An 8,612-nucleotide genomic window follows, 5' to 3' on the forward strand; every position below is an offset into this window, starting at 1 on the left:
CCCATGCTGCGCATGGACCCCTTCCCTCCCCCGCCCAGCGGGGGAGGGTCAGGGTGGGGGAAAACGCCCCCTCACTTCTCCTCGACCGCCGGCTTCCCACCGCCATCCAGCGCCCCGACCCGCTTCTTCAGGTCGGTCACGTCCGCGTGCATCCGCTTCAGCCGGGCCAGCCCCTTGTACTGGTCGAAGGCGCGGTCGCGCGGCACCGCCGGGTAGCCCATGTAGACGGCCTTCGCCGGGATGTCCGTCCCCACGCCGGAATTCGCCGCCACCACCGCGTCGTTGCCGATCTTCACATGGTCGGCCACGCCGACCTTGCCGGCCAGCACCACGCGGTCGCCGATGGTCGTGCTGCCGGCGATGCCGACATGGCCGCACAGCATGCAGTTGGTGCCGATCTGCACGTTGTGGCCGATCTGCACGAGGTTGTCGATCTTGGTGCCGGAGCCGATGCGGGTCGCCGTGATGGTGCCGCGGTCGATGGTGGCGTTGGCCCCGATCTCCACGTCGTCGCCCAGGATCACCGTGCCGATGGAGTTCACCCGGTGGATCAGCACGTTGGTGCCGACCACCCGACCCGTCGCCTTGGCCGATTCGACGCTGCCCGGCTCCGGCGTCACGAAGCTGAAGCCGTCGTTGCCGACCGCGGCGTTGGGATGGATGATGCAGCGCTCGCCCATCACCACCCGCTCGCCGATGCGGGCGCCGGGGTGCAGCAGGCAATCCTTGCCGATCACCGCCTCCGCCCCGACCGTGGCGTGCGGCATGACGATCACGCCCTCGCCCAGCACCGCCTTCGGCCCGACATAGGCGAAGGGACCGACCGACACGCCCGCGCCCAGGATGGCCTCCGGCGCCACGAAAGCGGCGGGGTGGACACCCGGCTCGGCATGGACAGGCTTTTCGAAGACGGTGGTCAGACCGGCCATGGCAAAGCGCGGGCGCTTGACGACGATCCAGCCCTTGAGGTTGGCCGGCACCTCCGCCCCTTCCGCGATCACGGCGGCGACGGCCTTGCCGTTGGCCAGCAGCTCCGTCAGGCCCTTTTCCATGGCGAGCGCCAGATCCTCCGGCCCCTCGGCCTCCGACGGGTGGACGGCGCGGGAGATTTGCAGGGTGCCGTCGCCCTCCAGCGCCGCGCCCAGGGCGGCGGCGATCTCGGCGAGGGTGACCGGGGCGGCGGGGGAAACGGGAGTCATGGCGGCGCTCTGGCTGTCGGTCCGAAGAGGCCGGGACGCTAGCACGGCGGGCCGGTGCTGGCGAGGCCCAGCACTTTTTGTCATTCCCCCGTTTGCAGCAGCGCCCCGCGCACCCGCGCCTGATGGAAGGAATAGAGGAAGGCAGCGCTGCACAGCCCCATGAACAGCACGTTCAGCCCCACCGCCCAGGCCAGATGGTCCCAGCGCATGGTGCCGTCGAACAGGATGGCGCGCATCCCCTCGAAGACGTGGGCGGAGGGCAGCGACAGGGCCACCCATTGCAGCCAGCCCGGCAGCACGCTGACCGGGTAGTAGACGGCGCTGACCGGGGCCAGCATGAAGACGACGATCCAGGCCAGCCCTTCCGCCCCCATGCCGTAGCGCAGGATCAGCGCCACGATGACCAGCCCCAGCGACCAGCCGAAGACGATCAGGTTGGCGAAGAAGCCGGCCAGCGGCAGCCCGAGGTCGAACAGCGAATAGCCGAACAGCGGAATCGCCAGCAGCGCCGCCGGGACGACGCCGATGACGGTGCGGATCAGGCTCATCCCGAACAGCGCCGCCACCCATTCGCCGGGGCGCAACGGGCTGACGAAGAGGTGGCCGAGGTTGCGCGACCACATCTCCTCCAGGAAGGACACCGACACGCCGAGCTGGCCGCGGAACAGCACGTCCCACAGCAGCACCGCGCTGACCAACACCCCCGCCCCCTGCGCCACCCAGGCGCTGGAGGAGGCCATGAACTGGTTGATGTAGCCCCACAGGATCATCTGCATGGTCGGCCAATAGGCCAGCTCCAGGAAGCGCGGCCAGGAGCCACGCAGCAGATACCAGTAGCGCAGCACCATCGCCCCGACCCGGCGCAGCGAGAAGGCCGGATTCGGGTGAACCATCGCAGCGGCGTCACTCGGCAGCATCGGCGGCCTCCCGGCTGGCGTTCTCCGCGCCGGCGCGGTCGCGGGCGATGTCGAGGAACACGTCCTCCAGCGAGGTCCGGCCATAGCGGGCCAGCAGCCCCGACGGCGACCCGCGGTCGACGATCCGCCCCTGGCGCATCATCAGCACGTCGTCGCACATCCGCTCCACCTCCATCATGTTGTGGGAGGCGAGCAGGATGGTGGCCCCGGACTCCAGGCGGTAGCGCTCCAGATAGGTACGGATCCAGTCCGCCGTGTCGGGGTCGAGCGAGGCGGTCGGTTCGTCCAGCAGCAGAAGCTCCGGCCGGTTGAGCAGCGCCTTGGCCAGCGCCACCCGCGTCTTCTGCCCGGCCGACAGCCCGCCGGAGGGGCGCTCCAGGAAGCGGGTCAGCTCCAGATGCTCGGCCAGCTCCTCCACCCGCCGCTTCACCCCCTTCAGGCCGTAGAGGTGGCCGTAGACGGTCAGGTTCTCCCGCACGGTCAGCCGGTGCGGCAGCTCCACATAGGGCGAGGAGAAGTTCATGCGGGGCAGCGCCGCGTGGCGGTGGCGCACCATGTCCACCCCCAGCACCTCCACCGTGCCGGAGGTCGGCAGCAGCAGCCCGAGCAGCATGGAGATGGTCGTCGTCTTGCCGGCCCCGTTGCCGCCGAGAAGCCCGGTGACCGACCCCGCCGCAACGGTGAAGGAGATGCCGTCCACGGCAGTGACCTCGCCGGACCGGGCGGTGCCGTAGCGTTTGGTCAGATTCACGGCCCGGATGGCGTGCTGTTTTGCGCATTGATCCATAGGCGGAGAATATGGCCGCTTGGCGTGCAAACGCCAGAGTGGCAAAACAGCACCCAGCCATTCGATGTGACGCCGCGGGAAGAGCGGCCCTGCCGGAAAGTCCGTTCATGTCCGCAACCGCCGCTGCTTCCCTTCGCCACGCCATGACCCAGGCCGGCCGGCCGGGTCCGGCGCAGTGGACCAACCTGGACGGACGCGTCACGCTGCGCACCCTGATCCTGATCCGCTGGATCGCCGTGATCGGGCAACTCGCCACCGTGGCGACGGTGCAGCTCGTCATGGGCTTCCCGCTGCCGCTGGGGCCGGTGCTGGCGGCCATCGGGGCCTCGGTCCTGCTGAACCTCGTGGCGATGGCCCAGCGCGGCGGGCGGCTGCGGCTGGCCGACCGGGACGCGGCGCTCTATCTCGGCTACGACATGCTGCAGCTCACGCTGCTCCTTTATCTGACCGGCGGCCTCGCCAACCCCTTCGCCATCCTGCTGCTCGCCCCGATGACGGTGGCCGCGGCGATCCTGTCGCGCTACAGCGTGGTTCTGCTGACCGGGCTCAACCTCGTCTGCCTGACCGTGCTGGCGATGTGGCACTTCCCGCTGCCCTGGCCGGAGCCGATGCCCTCGGTCGCTCCGCTCTACGCCTTCGGCATCTGGCTGTCGCTGTCGGTGTCGGCCGGCTTCATCAGCGGCTACGTCTTCCGTGTGGCCGAGGAGGCGCGGCGCTTCGCCAACGCCCTGTCGGCCTCGCAGGTGGCGCTGGCCCGCGAGCAGCGGCTGTCCTCGCTGGGCGCGCTGGCCGCCGCCGCGGCGCACGAACTGGGGTCGCCGCTCGGCACCATCGCGGTGGTGGCGAAGGAGCTTCTGCACGACATGCCGCCGGACAGCCCCTACACCGAGGACGTCTCCCTGCTGCAAAGCCAGGTGATGCGCTGCCGCGAGATCCTGGCGGAGCTGGCCCGCAAGCCGGAGGCCGACGGCGGCGACCCGTTCGAGCGGCTGCCGCTGACCGCGCTGGTGGAGGCGGCGGGCGCGCCGCACCGGCTGGGCCACATCCAGTTCACGGTCGAGCGCAGCGACGGCTCCGTGGGGGAGGAGCCGATCGTCCGCCGCAGCCCGGAGATCATCCACGGCCTGGGCAACTTCATCCAGAACGCCCACCAATTCGCCGATGGGCGGGTGACGGTCGCCGCCTCCTGGGATGCCCGGTCCGCGACGGTGGTGGTGATGGACGACGGGCCGGGCTATCCCGCCCATCTGCTGAGCCGCATCGGCGAGCCCTACCTGTCCGCAAGAAGCGAGCGGTCGGGCCATATGGGGCTGGGAATCTTTATTGCACAAACGCTGCTAGAGAAAACGGGTGCCCTTGTAGCCTTTAGCAATAACCGTAGCGGCGGCGCGCGAGTTGTCGTACGTTGGGACCGTGGTGTCTTAGAACCAGAGGACTAGTGGTGGATAGCGCGATGACCACGGACGAGAGTCCAACGGGCGAAACCGCCAAGCTGACGTTCACGGGTGACGTTACCCGCAGCCTCCTCATCGTCGACGACGACGCGCCGTTCCGAACCCGCCTCGCGCGCGCCATGGAAAAGCGCGGTTTCAACGTGGTGGCCGTGGACAGCGTGCAGCTCGGCATCGACGTCGCCCAGGAATCGGCGCCGGCCTTCGCGGTGGTCGACCTGCGGCTGGCCGACGGCAGCGGCCTGGACGTGGTCAAGACCCTGCGCGACGCCCGCCCCGACGCCCGCATCGTCATGCTGACCGGCTATGGCAACATCGCCACGGCGGTCGCCGCGGTGAAGGCCGGCGCGGTGGACTATCTGCCGAAGCCGGCGGACGCCGACGCCGTGGAATCCGCCCTGCTGGCCGACGGCCGCCCGTTGCCCTCCCCGCCGGAAAACCCGATGTCCGCCGACCGCGTGCGGTGGGAGCACATCCAGCGCGTGTTCGAGCAGTGCGACCGCAACGTCTCCGAAACCGCCCGCCGGCTGAAGATGCACCGCCGCACCCTGCAGCGCATCCTGAACAAGCACGCCCCTCGGGGGTGACGCCCCCCTCGCTGGACCGTAAACGAAAAGAGGCCCCTGTCCTTGCGGAGAGGGGCCTTTTTCTTTGCCGCGCGGCGGTTCACTTCCTGACGGAGCAGGTCCTGACACCGAACAGGGTGTAGGCCGGGCAGAAGCCGACCACCGCGGTCAGCAGCGGGACGAGGCCGATCCAGCCCCAGGGGGTCTGCGGGCCGACGAAGACGAGGGCGATCAGGACGAGGCCGACGATGGCGCGCAGCGCGCGGTCGATGGTGCCGACGTTGACGGGCATGGTTGCACCTTATGGAGCGGTGTGGGCGGTTTGTGCGCCCATCCAAGCCCCTTTCCGCCCGCCGGTCTGTGACTCCGTCACACGCCGTCCGTGCGCTCCAGCGCCAGCAGCGCGTCGGGATCGCGCACCGCGACGCGGCCGCGCGACAACTCCACCAAGCCGCGCCGCTCGAACTCCTTCAACTGGCGGCTGACCACCTCGCGTGCCGTGCCCAGCTCGACCGCCAGCGTCTGATGGGTGGTGTCCAGCCCGCCGCGCGCGTCGCGGTGATCGACCAGGAAACGGGCCAGCCGCAGGTCGATGCGCCCGAAGGCCACCTCCTCCACCAGCATCATCATGCCGAGCAGCCGCGTGCCGAAGGAGGCGAAGACGAAATCGCGGAACACTGCGGAGCGCGCCAGCAGTTCATGGAAGGCGCCGGCCCCGAGCGCGATGGCCTCCAGATCGGTCTCCGCCACCCCTTCGGCGCTGTAGTCGGCGCGCGTCATCAGGCAGGCGGTGGTCAGGATGCAGGTCTCGCCCGCCCCGACGCGGTAGAGGACGATCTCCCGCCCGGTTTCGGCGGTCATCTGGACCCGCACCGTGCCGTCCAGCAGCATGAGAAAATTGTGGCACAGGCTGCCGATGCGGAACAGCACCGTACCGCGCGGCACCGCCATCCGCCCCCCCTGTGCGCGCAGAAGGGCTCGCGCGTCGGGTTCCAGGGCGGACAGCGCCGGGAACGCGCCCGCCCAGTCGGCGTCAATCTTTCCAACATGTTGCGGCAGCATGCCCGGTCCCCTTCGATCGACCATGACCATTATCCGCGAAGGGGCTTCCCCGGTCCACCCAAAGGACCGGTCCACCCAATGGCGTCTCCGGGGAGGGTACCCAATGAGCGTGTCTTCCCCACCATATGCCCTCCGGGCAGCATGAAACGGCCGGACGGTCGATGGCGTTCTAGGCAATCGTAACGCCCCGAACGGGGTGCCGTTCGGCATGCGAGGAGGAACCCGCTTTGGCCACCCAGGACATTCAGGATCAACCCCAGCGGCGGCAGGCGGCACCGGTTTCGGCACCGGTCTCGTTCGACCTGTCGACCGCGGCGGCCAGCGCGGTGCGCCGCACCACCGGCATGCTGCTGCGCCACAAGCTGCTGATCGGGACGGTGATCGTGCTGGGGACGGGCATCGCGGGTCTCGTCGCCCTGCGCATGACGCCGCTCTACACCGCCCAGACCCTGATCATGGTGGAGCACCGCAAGAACCAAGTGATGAACTACCAGGAGGTCGTCTCCGGCCTCTCGACCGAGCTGGGGGCCCTGCAGAGCGAGGTGGCGATCCTGAAATCCCCCGCCTTCGCGGAGAAGGTGGTGGACAAGCTCGGCCTGATGAACGATCCGGAGTTCAACGCGGCGCTGCGGCCCGAGCAGACCAACTGGTTCTACTACCTGAACCCGAAGAACCTAGTGCCGGACTCCTGGTGGAACAGCGCCCGCGGCGACCGGCCCGAGATCGCGCTGAGCCCGGAGGAGAAGACGGCCAACGAGCGGACCTCGGTCGTCAACAGCTTCATTGAAAATCTGGCGGTGCGCCCGCAGGGCCGGTCCTACGTCATCGCCGTAGATTTCGACAGCGAGGACCCGCGCAAGGCCTCGCTCATCGCCAACACCATCGGCGAGATGTACCTCGTCGACCAGCTCGACGAGAAGTTCAAGGCGGCCAAGCGCGCCACGGCCTGGCTGGAGGAGCGCATCACCGAGCTGCGGCGCGAGGCCAAGACGACCGGCGAGGCGGCGGAGAAGTACCGCGCCGAAAGCGGCCTGACCAACGCCAACGGCGAAACCACCCTGATCGCCCAGCAGTTGGCCGAGCTGAACACCAGCTACGTCCTGGCCCGCACCAAGCGGCAGGAGGCGGAGGCCAAGCTGCGCGAGGTGACCACCCTGGCGCAGAGCCCGCGCGGCGTGTCGGCCATCGGCGACGTGCTCGGCTCCCCCCTGATCCAGGCGCTGCGCCAGCAGGAGGTCGAGCTTCAGCGCAAGATCGCCGACGCCGCCAACAAGTACGGTGCCCGCCACCCGACGCTGACCGCGCTGCAGAGCGAGCTGCGCGACCTGCAGGGCCAGATCAAGGCCGACGTGGGCCGCATCGTCCAGAACCTGAGCAACGAGGTGGAGGTCGAGCGGGGACGCGAGGCCGCCCTGAAGACCAACCTCGACCAGCTCCAGGCCCAGCGCAACCAGCAGCAGGAATCCAACGTGACCCTGCGCACGCTGGAGCGCGACGCCGAGACCTCGCAGACCATGTACGAGGCGATGCTGACGCGCTTCCAGGAGATCGCCGGCCAGACCGAGATCCAGCAGCCCGATGCCCGCATCGTGTCGGAGGCGGCGATCCCCCTGAACCCGTCGCAGCCCAACAAGAAGATGATCGTCCTGCTGGCCCTGGTCGCCTCGGCCACGCTGGGCGTGCTGCTGGCGATGCTGCGCGAGCAGTCGGAGCGCGGTTTCCGCAGCCCGCACCAATTCGAATCGGCGACCGGCGTGCGCTCGCTGGGCATCGTCCCGGCCATCGGGCGTCGCCGCCGCGGCACGTCGCCCGCCGCCTACGCCATCGACAAGCCGATGTCGGCCTTCGCCGAGGCGATGCAGAACCTGCGCACCACGCTGCTGCTCGCCAACCCGGACGGCCACCAGCGGGTGATCCTGTTCAGCTCCTCCGTCCCCGGCGAGGGCAAGAGTTCGATCGCCGCGGCCTTCGCCCGCATCTGCGCCAACGCCGGCCAGAAGACGATCATCCTGGACTGCGACATGCGCCGCAAGGGGCTGCACCCGATGCTGGGGCTGGAGAACCGGCACGGCCTGTACGAGGTGCTGTCCGGCGAATGCGCGCCGAACGAGGTGATCCAGACCGACCCGCGCACCGGCCTGCATTTCATCGCGTCGGGCCGCGGCTCCGCCCTGCCGCAGGACATGCTGGGCTCCAGCCGGATGCACCAGCTCATCTCACGGCTGGCGCTCGAATATGACCGGGTGATCCTGGACAGCCCGCCGGTGCTGGCGGTGTCGGAGGGCAAGCTGCTGGCGGCGCTGGCCGACCAGACGGTCTTCATCGTGCATTGGGGCAAGACCAAGCGGGAGACCGCCATGGCCGGGCTGAAGGAGATCGTCGAGGCGGGCGGCGAGGTCGTCGGCGTCCTGTTCTCGCAGGTCGATATCCGCCGCCACGCCCAGTACGAGTTCCCGGACAGCGGGCGCTACCACGGCTACCGCCGCTACTACGCGAACTGACGGCGGCGTTGGAGAAAAGCGACGGCGTCGAGCCGCCCTCCCGACCTCCCCCCGGGGGAGGAGAAAAGCCCTCTCCTGCGCCTGTCTCTTATACACATCTCCGAGCCCACGAGACTATAACAGCTATCG

The 8,612-nt window shown here is 69.2% G+C and carries 8 protein-coding genes; 3 read left to right on the forward strand and 5 right to left on the reverse strand.

Features of this window, described 5'->3' with window-relative positions:
- Positions 1–71: 71 nt before the first annotated feature.
- From Q4I23_RS27475 to Q4I23_RS27485, 3 genes are all read right to left on the reverse strand, one after another.
- Positions 72–1,199: a UDP-3-O-(3-hydroxymyristoyl)glucosamine N-acyltransferase gene (locus Q4I23_RS27475; protein ID WP_498528317.1), complete on the reverse strand. Its 1,128-nt coding sequence runs from the start codon at positions 1,197–1,199 to the stop codon at positions 72–74.
- Between the two features lie 80 nt (positions 1,200–1,279).
- The gene (locus Q4I23_RS27480; RefSeq protein ID WP_498528318.1) at positions 1,280–2,116 is read right to left on the reverse strand and encodes an ABC transporter permease; all 837 of its coding nucleotides are present in this window, start codon (positions 2,114–2,116) and stop codon (positions 1,280–1,282) included.
- Entirely contained in the window at positions 2,103–2,903 is an 801-nt protein-coding gene (locus tag Q4I23_RS27485) for an ABC transporter ATP-binding protein (RefSeq protein WP_454020508.1), read from the reverse strand. The genes Q4I23_RS27480 and Q4I23_RS27485 overlap by 14 nt, the downstream gene beginning before the upstream one ends.
- Positions 2,904–3,010: 107 nt before the next feature.
- Here Q4I23_RS27485 and Q4I23_RS27490 point away from each other — a divergent pair, with 107 nt between their 5' ends.
- A complete protein-coding gene (locus tag Q4I23_RS27490; protein WP_454020507.1) occupies positions 3,011–4,342 on the forward strand; it encodes an ActS/PrrB/RegB family redox-sensitive histidine kinase in 1,332 nt (443 codons plus the stop codon).
- 14 nt (positions 4,343–4,356) lie between these two features.
- Positions 4,357–4,941 (forward strand): ActR/PrrA/RegA family redox response regulator transcription factor, encoded by a 585-nt coding sequence (locus Q4I23_RS27495; protein ID WP_014239303.1) that lies wholly within the window; start codon positions 4,357–4,359, stop codon positions 4,939–4,941.
- Positions 4,942–5,020: 79 nt separating this feature from the next.
- Here the strand turns inward: Q4I23_RS27495 and Q4I23_RS27500 are convergent, their stop codons facing one another.
- Both Q4I23_RS27500 and Q4I23_RS27505 read right to left on the reverse strand, forming a co-directional pair.
- Positions 5,021–5,212: a YgaP family membrane protein gene (locus Q4I23_RS27500; protein WP_145625410.1), complete on the reverse strand. Its 192-nt coding sequence runs from the start codon at positions 5,210–5,212 to the stop codon at positions 5,021–5,023.
- A gap of 77 nt (positions 5,213–5,289) precedes the next feature.
- On the reverse strand, positions 5,290–5,982 hold the full coding sequence (locus Q4I23_RS27505) for a Crp/Fnr family transcriptional regulator (protein WP_498528319.1): 693 nt from the start codon (positions 5,980–5,982) through the stop codon (positions 5,290–5,292).
- Positions 5,983–6,209: 227 nt separating this feature from the next.
- Between Q4I23_RS27505 and Q4I23_RS27510 the strand changes: the two genes are divergently transcribed.
- The gene (locus Q4I23_RS27510; RefSeq protein WP_237904322.1) at positions 6,210–8,483 is read left to right on the forward strand and encodes a GNVR domain-containing protein; all 2,274 of its coding nucleotides are present in this window, start codon (positions 6,210–6,212) and stop codon (positions 8,481–8,483) included.
- The last annotated feature ends 129 nt before the right edge of the window (positions 8,484–8,612 follow it).

This window comes from Azospirillum sp. UFLA03-27 (assembly GCF_059803775.1).